Genomic DNA, 17,120 nt, shown 5'->3' with positions numbered 1-17,120 from the left:
AGGTACGAACAAAAACGCACCTTTAAACCTTTTACTTACAAAATTGCTGCTTATGAAATTATTACATGCGTTGATAGGCGGTTTTGCCGGTGCTTGCGCTGTTACGGTCTTACATCAGGTAATTAAAAAGAATGATGAAGATGCTCCCCGTATGGATTTGCTGGGAATGGAATCTATAACCAAATTGCTACAAAAAGCAGGTGTTGAGCCACCTGAGGGCGACAAGCTTTATTATATGACCATGGGTGGAGATATAGTAAGCAACACCATTTTTTATAGCTTAACAGGCGTAGGCGACAAAAAAACCTGGCTTAAAGGGACAGCCCTTGGCCTGGCCGCTGGTTTAGGCGCAGTGTTACTGCCAAAACCACTTGGACTTAACGAAAAGCACAGTAACCGGACCGCGCAAACACAGTTGTTGTCGGTCTTGTATTACTTTACAGGAGGCTTAGTATCATCAGCCATAATAAAGCTGTTAGATAGAAAGAATGCAGGGGTATTACAACAGGTAGCTAGCAAAGTGAAAGAGCAGCACATTGTAAAACTATAGTGTTTTAAGACTATCAGGGTGTTGATCAACAAATTAAGAATTGATTGGTTGATAAGGTGTACATTAACAATACATCTACAATACTTATGAAAAAAACTAATTTTAAAAGCAGCCTCGTTATGAAGGGGCTTTTTTTATGCGGCATTGCAGTGGTTTCGGCCTGCAGCAACCCCAAGAGCAGTAGCGAAAGCACTACAACAGTAACCGACAGCTCTACAACTACGGTTACCCAAGCGATGGGTGACAGTACACAAAGTGCAAATTTGGATAGTGTTAAACCAAAAGGGCCTAAGCCTGCTTGGGGGCCTGATATTAAACCTCAGATGGCCGTTGTGCTGGAGAAGCTGGCTAGCTATGGTGATAAACCTATTCCACAATTAACGGCCGCACAGGCCCGTAAAAACCACACCGCTACCGACGCTGTAATGGATGTGATGAAAGATTATAACATTGCTACACCTGCAATGAAAGTTGATACCGTAGGTAAAGATATACCCGTAACAGGTGGTAACATTCATTTACGCGTATATACACCGCAAGGCGCCAATGGCCCGTTACCGGTTATTGTATATTATCATGGCGGTGGTTTTGTAATTGCTAACATTGATGTGTATGACGCTTCTGCCAAATCGCTGGCCGATCAAACTAAAGCTGTTGTTGTATCAGTTGCTTATCGTTTAGCGCCGGAACATAAGTTTCCAACCGCTCATAACGACTCATTTGAAGCCTATCAATGGGTAGTTAAAAACGCAGCGTCTATTAAAGGCAATCCGGAAAAAATTGCTGTAGTTGGAGAGAGCGCCGGCGGAAATCTGGCAACTAACATGGCAATTATGGCCCGTGATAAAAAGGTGCAAGCCCCCGTGCATGTGGTAAGTGTTTACCCAATTGCAAGTGCCGACATGTTTAGCCCGTCATATAACAAATATATTCAGGCAAGGCCACTTGATAAAAGCATGATGATGTGGTTCACGAAAAATTATACCAACACTGTGGCCGAAGCAAAAGACCCCAGATTAAACCTGGTTGCTGCTAACCTGAAAGGCTTGCCGCCGTTTACTATTATTAACGCCGAGTTAGACCCTCTTTTAAGTGATGGCGAAAAGTTGGAAAGTAAACTTAAAGCAGCAGGGGTAACGGTTGACCGTAAGGTGTATAACGGTGTTACGCACGAGTTTTTTGGTATGGCAGCGTTAGTACCCGATGCTAAGGAGGCCCAGGCTTATGCTGTGAGCCAGTTAAAAAGCGCCTTTAATAAGTAAAAAAGCTTTTTTATAACGCTTTATACAAACCTGCAAAACAAAAATTGCAGGTTTTTTATTTAATAAGCATCTATCTATTTAAAACATTTATCATGAAAAAATTAAATCTGTTATTATTAACTGCCTTGGTTATGACTTTGAGCAGTTGCGATGCCATAGCCGGTATATTTAAAGCTGGTGCTTATGTAGGCATCATTGCCGTAATTATTGTTATCGCCATCATTTGGTGGATACTTTCTTTATTCAGAGGCAGGTCATAGTAACCATTTCACAAGCAATAGTAAAGTTAAAACAAACGCATTTATAATTTATTAAAAAGCAAAAGCCGAAACGATGGAATACACAGAGCAAACCGTAGAGATATTAAACGACTTAGTGAAGATTCATAACGACCGTATACAGGGTTATGAACGCGCTATTAAAGAAACACCTGAAGAGGATGCTGATTTGAAAAAGCTTTTTACAAGCTTTATTGGCGATAGTCACCAATTTAAGTTAGCCATAGCTACCGAAGTACAAACTTATGCACGCGATGTAGAAAACACTACATCGAGCAGTGGTGATATACACCGTACCTGGATTAATGTTAAGGCGTTCTTTACAGGCCATAATCCTAAAAGTGTGCTTGAAGAATGTGAGTTTGGTGAGGATGCTACGCAGAAGGCTTATAAATCTGCCACAGAAAACGAGCACCTGCCGGCTTACTTAATAGATTTGCTTACCGAACAGAACATTACTTTAAAGGCAGCGCACGATAAGGTGAAAGCCTTGCGTGATGCTAAAAGAGCCGAGCAATAAAATAGAGCCAATCCAATCAATCATTAAAGCATGCTGATTTGTTTTCGGCATGCTTTTTTGTTACTGTTAAGCCGCATAAGCGAAGGCATCTTTGTATATTGGCAGCAGAAAACAACATTCAGCTTTTAAAGCTGTTAAACAATCACTACAACAAGCATATTGATGAAAAAAGTAATTTTATTTATGATGCTTGCCGGCAGCGTTTCTGTGTTCGAAGCGTGCAACGTCGGCAATGCCAGCAAAGATGCTGCTGACTCGGTAAAGGATATAAATAACTACGATGTGTCGAACAAAGATACCTCTAAAACAGTAACCAGCACAGGCGGAGCTACTTTGTTAGATTACTCCGGCTCAGGTGGTATGACCATCCCTAAAGGCAAGCCTAGTGCGCGCACTACTATGGCTGCACCAACAGCTGCAGCACCTACGCCGGTTGCCGCAACCGACACAGCAAAAAAAGATTCCACAAAGAAATAAAGTCTTCCGGAGAAGTAAAGCTTCCTAAAAAGAACAATTGAATAATCCTTGCCATTAAATTGGTGAGGATTTTTTTTGAGTGCTAATACGGGAAATTTAAGCAAATAAAAAACCCCAATGCTTAATGCACTGGGGTTTTTTATTTGCTTAAAGCAGAAATTACATTTTTTTAGTAGTATCGGCAGCAGCAGTATCAACAGCAGCAGTATCAGTAACAGTTGAATCAACTTTTACAGTTGTGTCAACAGCAGCAGCAGTAGTATCAGAATCAGCAGATGAACCTGAACCAGAACCTTTACAAGCAACCATTGATACAGAGATAGCAAGGGCTAAAAAGCCGAATTTGAATGCATTTTTCATTTTAATTTCTTTTAATAAGTGATTAATAGTTTCTCTTTAATACCGGTAATTGCAAAAGGTAACCCGCTTAATTGAAAAAAAATTAAAAAAGTTTTTCAACCGCTATAAAACCCTCAGTATTACTGCTTTTTACTTACTGTTTTTTTAACAACAGTTTTTTTGGTGATGGTTTTACTAACAGTATCACCTGCTGCTGCAGTTGCCGACGAATCGCCAAGAGCAGATGTGTCAACTTTCGTTGAATCGACCTTGTAAGTTGTGTCGGTGGTGGATTGTGCAGATGATGACGAATCAACCAATGTTGTGTCGCCGGTATTTTTGTTGCCATTTGCATCGCAAGCTACCAGCATATTGGCCAAAGCTACCAGGGCCAATACAATTTTTAAATTTTTTTTCATGGGTATAAAATTTGAGTTGTGTTAGCAAGATTCTCAAATAGTGAGTATCTTCAAGATTTCACGTGTTTATTTGGTTGAATCAGTAGTAGCAGTATCCGGACTTGTGCTCATGGTATCAACGGTGACAGAAGTACCAGTATCACTTGGATGGTTTGCAACCGAATCGGTAGTGCCTTTAGGTGTACCGCTTTGGCATGAGGTTAAGGCTGCAATTACCACTGCTAAGCCCAAAGCTTTCATTGTGTTCTTCATAGTTGTAGTTGTTTTTATTTACCCTTAATCCGGGCTGTGCAAGAAAGGTAACCCATAATTTTATTTGCTTAATTATTTTTTTTTATCAATAATGGGTTACAATTTCGCATAAACAGTATTAAATAGTGAGTAAAGCGTTAAATAGTTCAGCACCAACAGATAGTGAAGTAGTGTTCGGAATCTTAAACAATTCAGAAACTATCTTGAAACGACTGTACGTGGCTTATTTCCCGATGGTGTTGCAGCTAATCATTAATAATAATGGCACGGCCGATGATGCAAAAGATGTTTATCAGGAGGCCATCATTGTTCTTTATAACAAAGTTAAAAGCGGAAAATTTGAGCTTAGCAGCAAATTGAAAACCTTTTTATACTCGGTTTGTCGTAAACTTTGGCTTAAAAGGTTACACCAAATGAGCCGTTACGGTGGTGATATAAAAGATTTTCAGGAGCACCTGGTGATGGAAGATGACAGCGAACTGCATACCGAAAAGGATATTCAGTTTGCCAAGATGGAAGGTGCACTCAAGCTGTTAGGTGAGCCGTGTAAAACTATTATTGAAGATTTTTACATTCACAACCATTCCATGCAGGATATATGTGAAAGGTTTGGATATACAAATGCAGATAACGCCAAAACTCAAAAATACAAATGCCTGCAACGGCTGAAAAAGTTATTTTTTCAGCAAACATAAGCGTAATACGATGAGTGAGTTACAACTAACAGAATTAATAGAGCGGTACCTTAACGGTGAGCTGAACGACGAGGAAAAGCAACGTTTTGAAGCTTTGCGTCGCGAAAATGCCACCGTTGATAGCCGTATTACTGATCATGCCCACTTTGTTGGTTTGATTAAGCAATATGGCGAGCGTGTTGAGCTGGAAAAACGATTAAACGCTATACACCACGAAATTGATGTGCATACGCTTACTGAAGAGTTAACTGTTCATCCAAACTGGGTGGTTAAAATGTGGCGCAACCATCATTCAAAAATATCGGTGGCTGCCTCTATCGCTATATTTGCAATTTTAAGCACACTCTACCTGAGCGGTTATTTTAATAAGCCAACTACCAATTTCACAGCCCTGCGTCGCGAAATGCAAAGCATAAAGCGCACAGCCGAAAATGCTGAGCGCAGCAATAAAGCCTTACTGCATGATATTAAATCGGGTAAGCGGGTGGTTAGTGCAGGTACCTTTGCGGGTTCGGGTTTTGCTTTAACATCAAACGGCTACATTATTACCAATTTCCATGTGATCCGCAATGCCGACTCTGTATATGTTCAAAATTCAGCCGGCGATTCTTATCATACAAAGCTAATTTTTACTGAACCAGCATACGATATAGCTGTACTTAAAATCGATGATTCGGCTTTTACTGCCTTAGGCAACATACCCTATAATTTTCGCAAGGGCCGGAGTGATGTAGGAGAAGACCTTTATACCGTTGGTTTTCCTGGCGACTCATTGGTGTTAGGCCGTGGCTATTTAAGCTCTGCAAATGGCTTAAATGGTGATACAGTGGCTTACCAGGTTTCATTGCCGGTTAATCCGGGCAACAGCGGCGGCCCAGTGCTTGATGGAAAAGGGAATATTATAGGTATCATAAGCGGTAAGCAAACCCAGGTGGAAGGCGCTGCTTACGCCATTAAATCAAAATACCTGTTTAAAATTGCCCGCGAAATAACTAAAGATTCTACTAACAATAAGATAACCTTAAACAGCAAGAGCAGTTTAACTGGCTTAAACCAGTCTCAGCAGTTTAAAAAGCTTAAGGATTATGTATTTATGGTGAAGGTGTACAATTAATTACATCGTTTATTAAAATAAAAAGGGCCCTTCTTTATTCTGAGAAGGCCCTTTTTTTATTTAAGCTTTTTGAGTGTTACTTATATCTACTTAGTTCAGTGTTGGGTTCTCCGGAAAATTAGCGATGTGGGCATAGCGCTGTCCCAGGCTTATTACTACCTCGCGCCATAAATTTTGCTCATCATGCGTAAAAAGAATTTCAGGGTTAAATTTATTAGCCACAATCCAGGTGTCTTCCAGTATCTCAGCGTCTAGCTGGCCGGTTGTCCAGCCCGAGTAGCCGGCAAAAAACTTAATCTCATCTTCAGTAATTTGGTAGGTGGAGAGCAGTTCCTTCACCTGTTCAAAGCTTCCACCCCAATATATGCCGTCCCAAATTTCAACGCCGCCTTCAATTTTATCGGGGCAACGGTGTATAAAGTGCAGGGTGTTGTTGGCCACTGGTCCGCCTACATAAACCGGCATTTCTGAGTAAGCAACATCAGGTAACACATCCCCAAGTTTATACTCACTGAGCTGGTTAAGTACATAACCCAATGTGCCTTCTTCGGAATGTTCAGCCAGCAGTATAACCGAACGCTTAAAATTAGGATCCATCATAAAAGGTTCAGAAATTAACAGGCGGCCTGATGCGGGTGTTATAGTACTTAACATAGTTTACAATTTATTAAGATAACATGAACAGTTGAAATATGTTCATTTTAGCATTTCACTGATAAATGATTAATAGCAATTAGTAAGTTTGCATAAAATGGACAAAATAGATTTACAAAACCTAAGGCAGGACTACCGCGCCAGTACTTTATCTGAAGCTGCCGTTAAAGGTAACCCCCTAAAGCAGTTTGAAAGCTGGTTTAATGATGCAGTTGCTGCCGAAATACACGAGCCCAACGCTATGACGCTGGCCACTGCAACTACTAACGGATTACCCTCGGCCCGTATTGTGCTGCTTAAAGGTGTTGATGAACAAGGGTTTTCGTTTTATACCAACTACCTGAGCCGTAAAGGCAAAGAAATTGCGAAAAACCCACATGCAGCACTGGTGTTTTTCTGGGGCCCGCTCGAACGGCAGGTGCGCATTGAAGGTACACTCGAAAAGCTGAGCAAGGAAAAATCTGAACAATATTTTCATTCCCGTCCGTTTGGTAGTCAGATTGGTGCTGTGGCATCGCCGCAAAGCCAGGAAATACCTAACCGCGGAAGTTTGGAAAGTAAATGGCAGCAGTTGGAGAAAGAATATGAAGGTAAAGAAGTGCCTAAGCCTGCTTATTGGGGTGGCTATATATTAAAACCTCAGCTGGTAGAGTTTTGGCAAGGTGGGTCGAGCCGTTTGCATGACCGTATTTTGTACAAGAAAGCTGGCAAAAGCGACTGGAAAATTGTGAGATTAGCGCCATGATGTTTGAAGAAGTTAAACAACTGCTCGTTGAGCGTTTAGGCAATAATGTAATTATTGGTGAAGAAGTGGGCGGTTTACAGCCTGCCCTAATAATTGCGCCTGAACGTATTGTAGATGTTTGCCTTGAGCTTCGTAACAATCCGGCAACCTATTTCGATTACTTATCGTGCCTTTCTGGCGTGGATTATGGCATAACGGCTAATCGCTTTGGGGTAGTGTACCACTTGGCTTCCATACCGTACCAAACACAACTAACGCTAAAGATAAGTAAAGAACACGGCCGCGAAATTGAAGACTTACCAGTATTTCCCAGCGTTTCATCAGTTTACCGCACTGCCGACTGGCATGAGCGTGAGGCTTATGATTTGTTAGGAATTTTCTTTGAAAATCACCCTGATTTAAGGCGCATTTTACTGCCCGATGATTGGGAGGGTTATCCGGTTAGGAAAGATTACAAAGCGGCCGAATATTATAAAGGCATAAAAATAGATTGATTTCGACTTTTGGAGGTTGAAAATCCACAATCATGAAAAACGACGCACTCGAACGTTACCATCATAAAATAGCTCAGGCGGCCACACAGGATATGATTCTGAATATGGGGCCTCAGCACCCGTCTACACATGGGGTGTTACGGTTGGAACTGATTACCGATGGTGAGATTGTTAAAGAGGTGATACCGCATGCCGGTTACCTGCACCGGTGCTTTGAAAAGCACGCCGAATCGCTTACCTACCAGCAAACCATTCCGTTTACCGACCGTATGGATTACCTGGCCTCTATGAATAATAGCCACGTTTGGGTAATGGGCGTTGAGCGCATGATGGGCATTGATAAAGACATACCCAAGCGGGTAGAGTATATACGCGTTCTGGTATGCGAACTTAACCGCATTGCAGCGCACTTGATTGCTATTGGTACTTACGGAATAGATATTGGCGCTTTTACGCCTTTTTTGTGGTGTTTTAGAGATCGTGAGCACATCATGGGAATGCTGGAATGGGCGTCGGGCTCACGTATGCTATATAATTATATATGGATTGGTGGTTTATTTTTTGATTTGCCGGTGGGCTTTGAAGAGCGATGCCGCGAATTTGTTGACTACTTTAAACCTAAAATGGTTGAGCTTAACGGATTGTTGACCGATAACCAAATCTTTATTAGTCGTACAGCTAATGTGGGGATCTTACCACTCGACGTTGCGATAAATTACGGCTGCTCCGGGCCGATGTTACGCGGATCGGGGTTGAAGTGGGATTTAAGACGGATTGATAATTATTCAGTTTATCCTGAAATAGATTTTGACATACCTGCCGGGACCGGTGAAATGGGTACCAAAGGTGATTGCTGGGACCGTTATAAAGTACGTGTTGATGAGATAGAAGAGTCGCTGAAAATCATTGAGCAATGCCTTGATCGTCTGCAAAAAGAACTTAAGCGTACCCCCGACTTTGACCCAAGGGCAAAGCTGCCACGTAAAATAATTCCGAAAGCTCAGGACTATTACATGCGTGGCGAGGGCTCTAAAGGCGAATTAGGCTATTACTTTATTGCAGACGGTAAGTCGGAAGTGCCATTTCGTGTAAAAGCACGGGGTCCGAGCTTTAACAATTTGCACGTATTATCCGAAATATCTAAAGGTGTAATGATCGCAGACCTTATTGCTATTGTAGGTTCGATAGATTTTGTACTAGGCGAAGTTGATAGGTAACAGGTTGCGGTCCATACGCATTAGTTATATGACAGTGTTTAAAGCAATTTCAACCATTACCTAATCGTCGTACCCTGAAGGGTAGCCTTGTTGTTTCATCTCCAAAGCCGAGTTGGTTACCTTCTTGGCCAAATCCTGTTTATAAGCTATTAATCGGTGCCCAAGCTCTTCATCTGCAGTAGAAAGTATTTGTGCGGCCAATAATCCCGCATTTTTGGCTGCATTGAGCGCTACAGTAGCCACCGGAATGCCATTTGGCATCTGCAGGATGGAAAGTACAGAATCCCAACCATCAATAGAGTTGCTGGATTTAACCGGCACACCAATAACAGGCAGATGCGTTAACGAGGCTACCATGCCGGGTAAATGGGCTGCACCGCCTGCACCGGCAATCACCACTTTTAATCCGCGGCCTGCGGCCGATTTAGCGTATTCAAACAACCTGTCGGGCGTGCGGTGTGCCGACACTACGGTTATTTCATATTCTACACCTAGTTCGCTTAATACATCGGCAGCATCTTGCATAATATTAAGGTCAGACTTGCTGCCCATGATGATGCCTATTTTAAATTGGTTCATTCTTTAAATAAGTTTAGCTGATCACCTTCAGTGTTTGCTGAACGTAACGTGCCTTTTCAATAGCTTTTTCGCGGTCTGTGTCTACTATGGTAACGTGGCCCATTTTACGGAATGGCTTGGTTAGCGCCTTGCCGTATAAATGGATGTACACCCCAGGGCATTTCAACGCTTTCTCAATACCTTGATATATAGCAGGCCCTTCGTACCCTTCTTCCCCCAAAACATTTATCATAATGGCATTGCTCAGGCTGTCGGTATTGCCGAGAGGCTGGTTAAATATGGCTCGCAGGTGCTGTTCAAATTGCGATACCGTGTTGCCCTCAATAGTTTGGTGGCCGCTGTTATGCGGACGCGGTGCCAATTCATTCACCAGTATTTTGCCGTTTTTGTCTAAAAACATTTCAACAGCTAATAAGCCTACAATTTTTAGGCTTTCGGCAATTCTTTTAGCAATTTCAGCTGCATCCTGCTGCACTTCAAATGGCAGCGTTGAAGGGGATATCAAAAACTCTACGAGGTTGGCTTGTGGGTTAAACTCCATTTCTACCAATGGGAAAGTGCTCAACTCGCCGTTTTCGTTACGAGCCACAATTACCGCAATTTCTTTTTCAAAATCAACCCAACGCTCTATAAGACTAGGCTGCGTAAACGCATTGGCCAGGTATGACTCATCAACCACCTTGTAAACACCCTTGCCGTCATAACCATCACGGCGTAACTTTTGTATATAAGGAAAGGGGATGCTAGCTTGCTGCAAGTCTTTTGCCGATGAGATGATCTGAAATTCGGCTGTCGGAATGTCGTTCTCTTTAAAGAACTGCTTTTGTAAGCCCTTATCCTGTATCAATCGGATAACGCGGGGTTGCGGATATACAATTACACCTTCACGTTCCAACTGCTCAAGCGCATCAACGTTTACCTTTTCAATTTCGATGGTAAGCAGATCAACCTTTTTTCCAAAATTGTATACGGTTTCATAGTCGCTTAGTGAGCCAACTACAAATTCGTCACATAATTTACGGCAAGGTGCCTCCCGGTCTGGATCCAACACTTTTACCGTAACGTTATAGTTTATAGCTTGCTGTATCAGCATGCGGCCCAGTTGTCCACCACCTAAAATGCCAAGCTTTAAATCACCATAAAATGCTTTCATATTTCGATGTACAATTTTACCCCAAATCTTTCAAAAAGCCTAAATCATTTTAACCAAATCATTCCACAGGTCTAGGTTTGTAATCTGGAATTCTATTTGATAAACCTGCAGGTAATAGCTGCTGTGCAAATTAATTACAAACTTTGTACGGCTCTTTCTTATTATAACCTTAAAATTAATTTTAAGTTAATAGCTAGAATAAATGAATAACTCAAAAAGCCAACAAGAATATTATCATAAAGGGCAAAGTATTCAGAGCAGATTATTGCGGTTTATTTTAAGAGCCTTAAACATAAAAGGCATGCTTAGCAAAACGACTGATGTTTTCTCCAGCAATCGCTTGCATAAGATAAATATGCCTGACCCGCCTAAAAGCACTTTGAAAGATATTGATTTAAAAATTACAGAAATTGACGGACGAAAAGTTTATACCCTCAGCCCGAAAAAAAATAAAGCAGATAAATATATCTTGTTTTTTCATGGTGGAGCTTATGTTATCAATTTTACGCTGTATCACTGGCGTATGCTGGCTCAACTTGTGAGAGAAACAGGATTTACCATTACCGCACCCGATTACCCGTTGCTGCCCGATTATACGTACAAAGAGCGTATTGCAATGGCGCAAAAGCTTTATAATAGTCTTTTAAATCATGCGTCTCCACGCAATATCTTTTTTATGGGCGATTCGTCTGGCGGAAACTTAGCCTTATCATTAGCGCAAAAGCTCCTGTACGACGGAATATCCCAACCAAGGCATATTGTATTGCTATCGCCATGGCTCGATGTGTCAATGAGTAATCCGAAAATTAAGGAGGTTGACAAACGGGACCCTTATCTGGCAACCAATGGCGACCAATTAGGCCGTATGCACGCTGGAGACCGTGATATGAAAGACTACTTAGTGAGCCCTATGTATGGGCCGGTTAAAGGTTTAGTCGAAATAAGCTTATTTACCGGTACGGATGAAATTCTGAATCCCGATGCCCATAAGTTTAAGGATTTAGCAAATACGCAAGGGGTAACTATCAACTTTTATGAGTATGAACATATGATTCACGACTGGATATTATTTCCTATACCGGAGGCTAAAAAAGCTTTTAAGCAAGTTATAGCAATTATAAAAAGATAATGAGATGATAGGTGTTAATTCATAAAAAAAGCCGCTTTCCTTAAGAAAAGCGGCTTTTTTTGATATTGTAATATTTAATTAGTCGTTATAAGCAACTTTAGGTGTGCTTGCCGTAGTTGAAGAATAAAACAACGCTTTGTTAGTTGACTCTGCAAATATTAAGCACTCGCGGAATCCGCGGCCACTAACAGCTAAAGTGCTGGCGCTACCCTTCATTAACGGAGAAAGTATAACCTGATAGCTTTGGAACGGCTGGGTGTATTGTTTGCCCATTGTAGCCCAGGCAGCGTTCATGTTTAACTGCTGGCCTTGTTCTTTAATAATCTTAGTGTACAGGTTATTATGCTCTGCATAAAAGCTGCGGAAGTTTGTTTTCTCTATAAAATCTTCAATAGCACCAACATAACGTCTAAAATCAACACGGTTTAAATCAACACGGTATTCGGTTTTAAGAACCATATTATTATGCTTATTAAATTTGTAAGCATAAAGGCCGTTACGGAAGTGGGAAAAATTATTACCGTTAGCTAATAAATCACTGTTCAGTAATTTTACAGCTTTGTGGTTTTTGAATGCAGCAAACTGCTTCATAACGTCTTTATAGTAAGCGCTCTCTTTATTAATAAGGGTAGTGTCATTACTACCTGTTTCCGTTAAAGATAAAAGGATATAGCCTAATTCGCCAGTTTCCGGTATTTGAGCAGTAACTTGGTTGGTATTTGCTTTGATGTGTTTAGAGCTGTAATGTCCGGCGAGATCGTTGTAGCTTTTACAGCCGGTGCTAAGCATTACGGCAGCACCCAATAACATCGCACAAACCATAGGGGCTTTGTAAAATAATTTCATATCAATAGTTGTTTTAGTCCTTAGACGTAATTAGGGGATGAATAGTTACGTTAAGTAATAATATTATGATATAAAAATAAGATAAATATTTAATATCTATAAGAAGGTAGAAAGTTATTTTTTAAATTAATTATTAATTAACGCTACTTAGACAGTAATTAAAGATTCCCCTTCAATTTTCTTTTGCAGTTCTATTATCGCGCCTATTAAAGCCTCCGGGCGGGGCGGGCATCCCTGCACATATACGTCTACCGGAATAATACGATCAACGCCTTTAACAACATGGTAACCATGTTGCCAATAGGGGCCCCCGCAGTTGGAGCATGATCCCATTGATATGACATAGCGTGGCTCGGGCATTTGCTCATATAAACGTTTAATGCGTTCGGCCATTTTAAAGGTTACCGTTCCGGCAATAATAATAACATCTGCCTGGCGGGCCGAGGGGCGTGGAAACACGCCCATGCGGTCAACATCATAAGTTGAGGCATACATGCCCATCATTTCAATGGCGCAGCAAGCTATGCCGAAGCTTAGCGGCCAAATAGATGATAGACGCGCCCAGTTAAGCAGATCATTTAATTTAGTGACAATTACACCACCCTCTTCATTCATTTCCTGACTCATCTGTGGTTTTTTTAAATGATGGTTTAAATATAGGCTTTCGGGCAACCGGTGCAGAAGTGCTTGCAAAAGTAGCAGTAACCAAAACCGGCTCCGGTTCAGCCGAAAAGCTTTTTACTTTGAACGTTTTTTGCTGCTCATTTAGTGCGTCATAAACAGCTAATGGTATAACGGTATTTACCTCAGGAATAACCGGTTTAGGCTTAATCCATTCCAGATCGCCTTTGCGCCACACGTATAGCAAACCCAATATTAGTATCCCGGCAAAAACAAACATTTCTATCAGCGTAAATACGCCCCATCTGGCATCGGCGGCAATCAGATCGGCGTTGGCATATATGGTACACCACGGGAAAATAAATACCATTTCTACATCAAAAAGCAAAAATATGAGCGCTATAACATAAAAGCGGGTATTAAAAGGAATCCATGCGCTGCCTACCGGTTCTTCGCCGCACTCGTATGAGGTAAGCTTTTCGGGGTTGGGTTTGTTGGGTGAAATAAGCTTACTTAAAAACAAAGTCATGCCAACCAGCACAAAGCCGATAATCAGGAAGATAAATATCTTTCCAAATTCCGATATTTGCGAAACCTCATTCATGTCTGCAAATTTAACAAAACAAACAACTTTTGATGCTATAATTATAGGTGCCGGTGCCTGTGGTTTAATGTGTGCTGTTCAGGCTGGTTTTTTAGGCAAGCGTACCTTGATACTGGAAAAGAACAACCGGGCAGGAGCTAAGATATTGATAAGTGGCGGCGGCCGTTGTAATTATACAAATTTGCACACCTCTGCCCAGCAGTTTATTTCTGCTAATCCGCACTTCTGCAAATCGGCGTTTGCCCAGTGGACGGTTGATGATACTATCAGCTTTTTTGAAGCTTACGGCATACAGGGCCAGGAAAAAACCCTGGGGCAACTTTTTCCTACAACTAACAAGGCAAAGGATATAGTTGAAGTGTTTACCCAACTATGCCAGGATTTAGATCAGCCTGTTTGGCTTAACACCAATGTAAACGCTGTTGAACAGAGCGACGAAGGTTTTACTGTGAGCTATGAGCGCGACGGAAAATTGGGCAGATTAACGGCGCCTAAGGTGGTAATTACTACCGGTGGCTTACCTGTACAAAAACTGGGAGCAACAGATTTTGGAATGCGCATTGCCCGGCAATTTGGGATGAACGTTGTAAAACCAATGCCTGCACTGGTTCCTCTTACTATTACGGGTAAAGACCGGCCATGGTATGAGCAGTTATCGGGTAACAGTATTTTTTGCAGCGTCTCTAACGACAAGATAAGCTTCGAAGAAAATATACTCTTTACGCACTGGGGATTAAGCGGTCCTGCCATATTACAGCTTTCCTCTTACTGGCAGGCAGGTGAGGTGTTTTATATAGACCTGTTACCGCATCGGGATGTGGCGGAGCTTATTCAGAACGAGCGACTCATAAATCCGAAGAAAACGCTGGGCTTATTACTGGCTGGCTTGTACACCCGCAAGTTCGCCGATGCGTTGAGCGGACAATTGCCCGTTCAGAAAAATTTGGCATCTTTAAGTAAGGAAGACCTGGATGCAATTAAACAACAGATACATCACTTTAAAGTGAAACCGGCCGGCGACAAAGGTTACGACAAAGCAGAAGTGATGCGGGGCGGTATTGACACCAATGAATTGTCATCGAAAACAATGGAAGCTAAGAAGGTGCCGGGCCTTTTCTTTGGCGGCGAGTGTGTGGATGTAACCGGTTGGTTAGGAGGCTATAATTTTCAGTGGGCATGGGCTTGCGGGTTTGTTATAGCACAAAACTTATAGTGGTTTCTATTATTTTGTAAATAATTATCTTAAATGTATTTTTGTAACTCCCCTGTTACAAATGATTAAAAGATTAAACCTAACAAACAGTTACAAACCTGTTGTTTTCCTGTGGCTTGCCGTAAGTATCTTTTGTTGGCAGTACAAGTACTTTAATAACCGTTACAACAATTACAGCATCTTTGACGGAGTATACCATCATACCGTCGCGCAAACCAACTTATATGCGCCTTATCCCGCCGAGTATTACGATACTAATCACTATGGGCCATTTTTTAGTTTAGTGGTAGCGCCTTTTGCGGTGTTACCTACAGGCTTAGGCTTTTTTTTATGGAACCTGATGAACGCTGGCGTTCTGATCTGGGCCGTTACGCTTTTGCCCTTGGCAAATAAGCGTAAGATACTGCTATTGTTGCTTTGCTCAATCGAGTTTGCTAATACGCAACACTCTATTCAATTTAATCCGGTAATTGCGGCTTTCTTAATATTCAGCTTTTACTTTTTAGAGAAGAAGCGCGAAGAATGGGCTACGCTATTTATTGTGATTGGTGCTTTAATTAAGCTGTACCCTATAATTGGACTGGCTTTCTTCATGTTCTCGAAAAGGAAAGGAGCATTTGCATTGTGGTGTGTTATATGGGCAATTGTGGGTGTGTGCTTACCTATGCTTATTTCAAGTCCGCATTTTATTTTGCAGTCACACCTGGACTGGTATCACTCATTGAGCGACAAAAACATAGTGAACATTGGCTTAAATTCGGCTCAGGACCTTTCGGTTATGGGCGTTGTAAGGCGTATCACCAGTAACCTAACTATTCCTAATATTCCATTTTTAGCTGTAGGAGCTATTACCCTGGGATTAGCTGTTTTAAGGGTTAAACAATTTAGTTACCAAAGCTTTAAGCTACAAGTGCTCGCTTTGTGTTTAATGATTGTTGTATTGTTTAGTACAGGTTCTGAACCGCCTACTTACATAATAGCCATTATTGGCGCTATGATTTATTTATTGGCACAGCAAAGTCCGTTCAGTAACGGTAATCTGGCGTTTATTATACTAATTGCGTTGCTGGCCGGTTTAGCTTCTACCGATGCCATACCGGCGTTTATACGTAAGCCCTATGTAAGCCGCTACGCCATGAAGGTTTGGCCTTATATAGCCCTATGGGCTAAAATGGTTTATGAACTCTTGATGTCTGATTTTGGCAATAAGGAAAAGCAGCTTAAAGCTGCTAATATTCTACATCCTATTGGTACGCCAGAACAGCCTTTGCAAACTGCCAGTTAGTTTTTGTGTGATGTTTTTACATCCTTGTAGTACTTAATAAGATTATCCATCTTATTGATGCTGAATTTGCCTTTCTGAATGGCCTCTACAACCTGTGGCTCATCACCCATTATGTCGCTCATAACATCAACAAAATTCATGGGGGTAACCTGGCTCATTTCACCCACGCTGGCACCAAAGTAATAGGTGATTCGGGTGCTGTAGCCGCCATTACCGCCTCCGCCGCCCAAGCTTATGCCAACACCGCCACCGCCATAGCCGCCGGTACCAAAGCCTCCAGAAAAGCTCGGGCTCAGTTTAAAACCGCCACCTCCACTGCTGCCCCCCTGGTAAACATATAGCTTTAAGGGTTCATCCAGTTCTACCCGTACAAAATCCAATTCGGCTTTTGGCCACGTTTCATAAGAGGGGGGATGGGCTACAATAAAGCTGTCTTTACCGGCTACGTAGTACTTAATATCGCTGGCACTTAATTTTATTTCGTTGGCTTTGGGATTGTCTTTATAGATAATAAATCCCTCGTTTTTTATAGGGCCTTTGCCGGTTTGGCCGGTCTGTATTAGTCCGGGTACCTTGTTGCCCTTGGTATCAAAAAAATAGCCAGGCTGCCACTTTTGAGCAAAAGCAGACAGATTTAGTAATAGTGCAGCTGTAAAGGTTAGATTGCGAAACAT

23 protein-coding genes are annotated in these 17,120 nt (G+C 41.7%); 13 read left to right on the top strand and 10 right to left on the bottom strand.

Features of this window, described 5'->3' with window-relative positions; all coding sequences use genetic code 11:
- The first annotated feature begins 52 nt into the window (after positions 1 to 52).
- The 5 genes from ABDD94_RS14000 (at position 53) to ABDD94_RS13980 (ending at position 3,087) form a co-directional block, all read left to right on the top strand.
- The gene (locus tag ABDD94_RS14000) at positions 53 to 550 is read left to right on the top strand and encodes a hypothetical protein (RefSeq protein WP_345952765.1); all 498 of its coding nucleotides are present in this window, start codon (positions 53 to 55) and stop codon (positions 548 to 550) included.
- Positions 551 to 636: 86 nt separating this feature from the next.
- On the top strand, positions 637 to 1,812 hold the full coding sequence (locus tag ABDD94_RS13995) for an alpha/beta hydrolase (protein ID WP_345952764.1): 1,176 nt from the start codon (positions 637 to 639) through the stop codon (positions 1,810 to 1,812).
- Positions 1,813 to 1,904: 92 nt separating this feature from the next.
- A complete protein-coding gene (locus ABDD94_RS13990; RefSeq protein ID WP_345951466.1) occupies positions 1,905 to 2,072 on the top strand; it encodes a hypothetical protein in 168 nt (55 codons plus the stop codon).
- A gap of 73 nt (positions 2,073 to 2,145) precedes the next feature.
- On the top strand, positions 2,146 to 2,610 hold the full coding sequence (locus tag ABDD94_RS13985; RefSeq protein WP_345951467.1) for a PA2169 family four-helix-bundle protein: 465 nt from the start codon (positions 2,146 to 2,148) through the stop codon (positions 2,608 to 2,610).
- A 162-nt stretch (positions 2,611 to 2,772) separates the two neighbouring features.
- Positions 2,773 to 3,087 (top strand): hypothetical protein, encoded by a 315-nt coding sequence (locus ABDD94_RS13980; protein WP_345951468.1) that lies wholly within the window; start codon positions 2,773 to 2,775, stop codon positions 3,085 to 3,087.
- Positions 3,088 to 3,246: 159 nt separating this feature from the next.
- On the opposite strand, the gene ABDD94_RS13975 is transcribed toward ABDD94_RS13980, so the two are convergent.
- The 3 genes from ABDD94_RS13975 to ABDD94_RS13965 all read right to left on the bottom strand — a co-directional run bounded on the left by ABDD94_RS13975 (position 3,247) and on the right by ABDD94_RS13965 (position 4,097).
- Positions 3,247 to 3,447, bottom strand: a complete 201-nt coding sequence (locus ABDD94_RS13975) for a hypothetical protein (RefSeq protein ID WP_345951469.1) — start codon at positions 3,445 to 3,447, stop codon at positions 3,247 to 3,249.
- Positions 3,448 to 3,566: 119 nt separating this feature from the next.
- Positions 3,567 to 3,845 carry a hypothetical protein gene (locus tag ABDD94_RS13970; protein ID WP_345952763.1) on the bottom strand — a complete coding sequence of 93 codons (279 nt, stop codon included), beginning with the start codon at positions 3,843 to 3,845 and terminating at the stop codon, positions 3,567 to 3,569.
- A 66-nt stretch (positions 3,846 to 3,911) separates the two neighbouring features.
- Positions 3,912 to 4,097 carry a hypothetical protein gene (locus ABDD94_RS13965; RefSeq protein ID WP_345951471.1) on the bottom strand — a complete coding sequence of 62 codons (186 nt, stop codon included), beginning with the start codon at positions 4,095 to 4,097 and terminating at the stop codon, positions 3,912 to 3,914.
- A gap of 125 nt (positions 4,098 to 4,222) precedes the next feature.
- On the opposite strand from ABDD94_RS13965, the gene ABDD94_RS13960 reads away from it, so the two are divergent.
- Together ABDD94_RS13960 and ABDD94_RS13955 are read left to right on the top strand one after the other, a co-directional pair.
- Positions 4,223 to 4,792: a sigma-70 family RNA polymerase sigma factor gene (locus tag ABDD94_RS13960; protein WP_345951472.1), complete on the top strand. Its 570-nt coding sequence runs from the start codon at positions 4,223 to 4,225 to the stop codon at positions 4,790 to 4,792.
- Between the two features lie 10 nt (positions 4,793 to 4,802).
- On the top strand, positions 4,803 to 5,906 hold the full coding sequence (locus tag ABDD94_RS13955; protein WP_345952762.1) for a S1C family serine protease: 1,104 nt from the start codon (positions 4,803 to 4,805) through the stop codon (positions 5,904 to 5,906).
- 90 nt (positions 5,907 to 5,996) lie between these two features.
- On the opposite strand, the gene ABDD94_RS13950 is transcribed toward ABDD94_RS13955, so the two are convergent.
- Positions 5,997 to 6,560 carry a YqgE/AlgH family protein gene (locus tag ABDD94_RS13950; RefSeq protein WP_345952761.1) on the bottom strand — a complete coding sequence of 188 codons (564 nt, stop codon included), beginning with the start codon at positions 6,558 to 6,560 and terminating at the stop codon, positions 5,997 to 5,999.
- A gap of 97 nt (positions 6,561 to 6,657) precedes the next feature.
- On the opposite strand from ABDD94_RS13950, the gene pdxH reads away from it, so the two are divergent.
- Genes pdxH through ABDD94_RS13935 form a run of 3 tightly spaced genes read left to right on the top strand, consistent with a single transcriptional unit; the run spans position 6,658 to position 9,016 of the window.
- The gene (gene pdxH, locus ABDD94_RS13945; protein WP_345952760.1) at positions 6,658 to 7,305 is read left to right on the top strand and encodes a pyridoxamine 5'-phosphate oxidase; all 648 of its coding nucleotides are present in this window, start codon (positions 6,658 to 6,660) and stop codon (positions 7,303 to 7,305) included.
- Positions 7,302 to 7,799, top strand: a complete 498-nt coding sequence (locus ABDD94_RS13940) for an NADH-quinone oxidoreductase subunit C (protein ID WP_345952759.1) — start codon at positions 7,302 to 7,304, stop codon at positions 7,797 to 7,799. The genes pdxH and ABDD94_RS13940 overlap by 4 nt, the downstream gene beginning before the upstream one ends.
- A gap of 32 nt (positions 7,800 to 7,831) precedes the next feature.
- Entirely contained in the window at positions 7,832 to 9,016 is a 1,185-nt protein-coding gene (locus ABDD94_RS13935; RefSeq protein WP_345951477.1) for an NADH-quinone oxidoreductase subunit D, read from the top strand.
- 60 nt (positions 9,017 to 9,076) lie between these two features.
- Here ABDD94_RS13935 and purE read toward each other — a convergent pair whose 3' ends face one another.
- Together purE and ABDD94_RS13925 are read right to left on the bottom strand one after the other, a co-directional pair.
- Positions 9,077 to 9,595, bottom strand: a complete 519-nt coding sequence (purE, locus tag ABDD94_RS13930) for a 5-(carboxyamino)imidazole ribonucleotide mutase (RefSeq protein ID WP_345952758.1) — start codon at positions 9,593 to 9,595, stop codon at positions 9,077 to 9,079.
- Between the two features lie 13 nt (positions 9,596 to 9,608).
- The gene (locus ABDD94_RS13925; RefSeq protein WP_345951479.1) at positions 9,609 to 10,748 is read right to left on the bottom strand and encodes a 5-(carboxyamino)imidazole ribonucleotide synthase; all 1,140 of its coding nucleotides are present in this window, start codon (positions 10,746 to 10,748) and stop codon (positions 9,609 to 9,611) included.
- 301 nt (positions 10,749 to 11,049) lie between these two features.
- On the opposite strand from ABDD94_RS13925, the gene ABDD94_RS13920 reads away from it, so the two are divergent.
- Positions 11,050 to 11,877: an alpha/beta hydrolase gene (locus ABDD94_RS13920; RefSeq protein WP_345952757.1), complete on the top strand. Its 828-nt coding sequence runs from the start codon at positions 11,050 to 11,052 to the stop codon at positions 11,875 to 11,877.
- Positions 11,878 to 11,955: 78 nt separating this feature from the next.
- On the opposite strand, the gene ABDD94_RS13915 is transcribed toward ABDD94_RS13920, so the two are convergent.
- The 3 genes from ABDD94_RS13915 to ABDD94_RS13905 form a co-directional block, all read right to left on the bottom strand.
- Positions 11,956 to 12,723 carry a hypothetical protein gene (locus ABDD94_RS13915; RefSeq protein WP_345952756.1) on the bottom strand — a complete coding sequence of 256 codons (768 nt, stop codon included), beginning with the start codon at positions 12,721 to 12,723 and terminating at the stop codon, positions 11,956 to 11,958.
- A 147-nt stretch (positions 12,724 to 12,870) separates the two neighbouring features.
- Positions 12,871 to 13,350: an NADH-quinone oxidoreductase subunit B family protein gene (locus ABDD94_RS13910; RefSeq protein ID WP_345951482.1), complete on the bottom strand. Its 480-nt coding sequence runs from the start codon at positions 13,348 to 13,350 to the stop codon at positions 12,871 to 12,873.
- Positions 13,331 to 13,948: an NADH-quinone oxidoreductase subunit A gene (locus ABDD94_RS13905; protein WP_345952755.1), complete on the bottom strand. Its 618-nt coding sequence runs from the start codon at positions 13,946 to 13,948 to the stop codon at positions 13,331 to 13,333. The genes ABDD94_RS13910 and ABDD94_RS13905 overlap by 20 nt, the downstream gene beginning before the upstream one ends.
- On the opposite strand from ABDD94_RS13905, the gene ABDD94_RS13900 reads away from it, so the two are divergent.
- Entirely contained in the window at positions 13,947 to 15,161 is a 1,215-nt protein-coding gene (locus tag ABDD94_RS13900) for an NAD(P)/FAD-dependent oxidoreductase (RefSeq protein WP_345952754.1), read from the top strand. The two genes, ABDD94_RS13905 and ABDD94_RS13900, sit on opposite strands and share 2 nt — an antisense overlap.
- Before the next feature lie 61 nt (positions 15,162 to 15,222).
- Positions 15,223 to 16,446 carry a glycosyltransferase family 87 protein gene (locus ABDD94_RS13895; RefSeq protein ID WP_345952753.1) on the top strand — a complete coding sequence of 408 codons (1,224 nt, stop codon included), beginning with the start codon at positions 15,223 to 15,225 and terminating at the stop codon, positions 16,444 to 16,446.
- On the opposite strand, the gene ABDD94_RS13890 is transcribed toward ABDD94_RS13895, so the two are convergent.
- Positions 16,443 to 17,120 (bottom strand): hypothetical protein, encoded by a 678-nt coding sequence (locus ABDD94_RS13890; protein ID WP_345952752.1) that lies wholly within the window; start codon positions 17,118 to 17,120, stop codon positions 16,443 to 16,445. The two genes, ABDD94_RS13895 and ABDD94_RS13890, sit on opposite strands and share 4 nt — an antisense overlap.

Origin of the sequence: Mucilaginibacter sp. PAMB04168, from assembly GCF_039634365.2 — a bacterium.
Lineage (GTDB): Bacteria > Bacteroidota > Bacteroidia > Sphingobacteriales > Sphingobacteriaceae > Mucilaginibacter.
The sequence above is the reverse complement of the archived record's forward strand: the minus strand, read 5'-3'. Positions and strand labels throughout refer to the sequence as shown.

Bases quoted from the DNA above. Each gene is read 5' to 3' on its own strand.
- ABDD94_RS14000 (WP_345952765.1), top strand. From the start codon at position 53: ATGAAATTATTACATGCGTTGATAGGCGGTTTTGCCGGTGCTTGCGCT.
- ABDD94_RS13995 (WP_345952764.1), top strand. From the start codon at position 637: ATGAAAAAAACTAATTTTAAAAGCAGCCTCGTTATGAAGGGGCTTTTT.
- ABDD94_RS13990 (WP_345951466.1), top strand. From the start codon at position 1,905: ATGAAAAAATTAAATCTGTTATTATTAACTGCCTTGGTTATGACTTTG.
- ABDD94_RS13985 (WP_345951467.1), top strand. From the start codon at position 2,146: ATGGAATACACAGAGCAAACCGTAGAGATATTAAACGACTTAGTGAAG.
- ABDD94_RS13980 (WP_345951468.1), top strand. From the start codon at position 2,773: ATGAAAAAAGTAATTTTATTTATGATGCTTGCCGGCAGCGTTTCTGTG.
- ABDD94_RS13975 (WP_345951469.1), bottom strand. From the start codon at position 3,447: ATGAAAAATGCATTCAAATTCGGCTTTTTAGCCCTTGCTATCTCTGTA.
- ABDD94_RS13970 (WP_345952763.1), bottom strand. From the start codon at position 3,845: ATGAAAAAAAATTTAAAAATTGTATTGGCCCTGGTAGCTTTGGCCAAT.
- ABDD94_RS13965 (WP_345951471.1), bottom strand. From the start codon at position 4,097: ATGAAGAACACAATGAAAGCTTTGGGCTTAGCAGTGGTAATTGCAGCC.
- ABDD94_RS13955 (WP_345952762.1), top strand. From the start codon at position 4,803: ATGAGTGAGTTACAACTAACAGAATTAATAGAGCGGTACCTTAACGGT.
- ABDD94_RS13950 (WP_345952761.1), bottom strand. From the start codon at position 6,560: ATGTTAAGTACTATAACACCCGCATCAGGCCGCCTGTTAATTTCTGAA.
- pdxH (WP_345952760.1), top strand. From the start codon at position 6,658: ATGGACAAAATAGATTTACAAAACCTAAGGCAGGACTACCGCGCCAGT.
- ABDD94_RS13940 (WP_345952759.1), top strand. From the start codon at position 7,302: ATGATGTTTGAAGAAGTTAAACAACTGCTCGTTGAGCGTTTAGGCAAT.
- ABDD94_RS13935 (WP_345951477.1), top strand. From the start codon at position 7,832: ATGAAAAACGACGCACTCGAACGTTACCATCATAAAATAGCTCAGGCG.
- purE (WP_345952758.1), bottom strand. From the start codon at position 9,595: ATGAACCAATTTAAAATAGGCATCATCATGGGCAGCAAGTCTGACCTT.
- ABDD94_RS13925 (WP_345951479.1), bottom strand. From the start codon at position 10,748: ATGAAAGCATTTTATGGTGATTTAAAGCTTGGCATTTTAGGTGGTGGA.
- ABDD94_RS13920 (WP_345952757.1), top strand. From the start codon at position 11,050: ATGCTTAGCAAAACGACTGATGTTTTCTCCAGCAATCGCTTGCATAAG.
- ABDD94_RS13915 (WP_345952756.1), bottom strand. From the start codon at position 12,723: ATGAAATTATTTTACAAAGCCCCTATGGTTTGTGCGATGTTATTGGGT.
- ABDD94_RS13910 (WP_345951482.1), bottom strand. From the start codon at position 13,350: ATGAGTCAGGAAATGAATGAAGAGGGTGGTGTAATTGTCACTAAATTA.
- ABDD94_RS13900 (WP_345952754.1), top strand. From the start codon at position 13,947: ATGTCTGCAAATTTAACAAAACAAACAACTTTTGATGCTATAATTATA.
- ABDD94_RS13905 (WP_345952755.1), bottom strand. From the start codon at position 13,948: ATGAATGAGGTTTCGCAAATATCGGAATTTGGAAAGATATTTATCTTC.
- ABDD94_RS13895 (WP_345952753.1), top strand. From the start codon at position 15,223: ATGATTAAAAGATTAAACCTAACAAACAGTTACAAACCTGTTGTTTTC.
- ABDD94_RS13890 (WP_345952752.1), bottom strand. From the start codon at position 17,120: ATGTTTCGCAATCTAACCTTTACAGCTGCACTATTACTAAATCTGTCT.